Source organism: Terrabacter sp. Ter38 (assembly GCF_024519435.1).
In the GTDB taxonomy this organism is placed as follows: Bacteria; Actinomycetota; Actinomycetes; order Actinomycetales; family Dermatophilaceae; genus Terrabacter.
In genome coordinates this window covers 1-219 of record NZ_JALJRZ010000053.1, presented here as the reverse complement: position 1 = coordinate 219, position 219 = coordinate 1, and the positions used below count along the sequence as shown (strand labels likewise).

Here is a 219-nt window from a genome sequence, read left to right as displayed (position 1 = left end):
TGCCACCGGAGGGCGCGGGGTAGCGGCGCCCGAGTCGGGCTGGTGGTCTGCGCCGACCTGGCTCTTCCGGTTCGTCCGGGTCGGGGGCCAGGGTGAGCCGGGGTGGTGGGGGTGGTTTCTGGGGTGGGCCGATGAGCAGGCCGGTGTCGGTGTGGAAGGTGAGCCCGTCGGGGTGGGTGGGGTCGCCGGTGAGGGTGAACTCGCCGCGGTGGTGTCCGT

General features: G+C 74.0%; 1 pseudogene. It reads right to left on the bottom strand.

Annotated features, from left to right (window positions below):
- Nucleotides 1-219 (bottom strand): annotated as a pseudogene (locus NR112_RS22345) (HNH endonuclease); the annotation flags it as partial.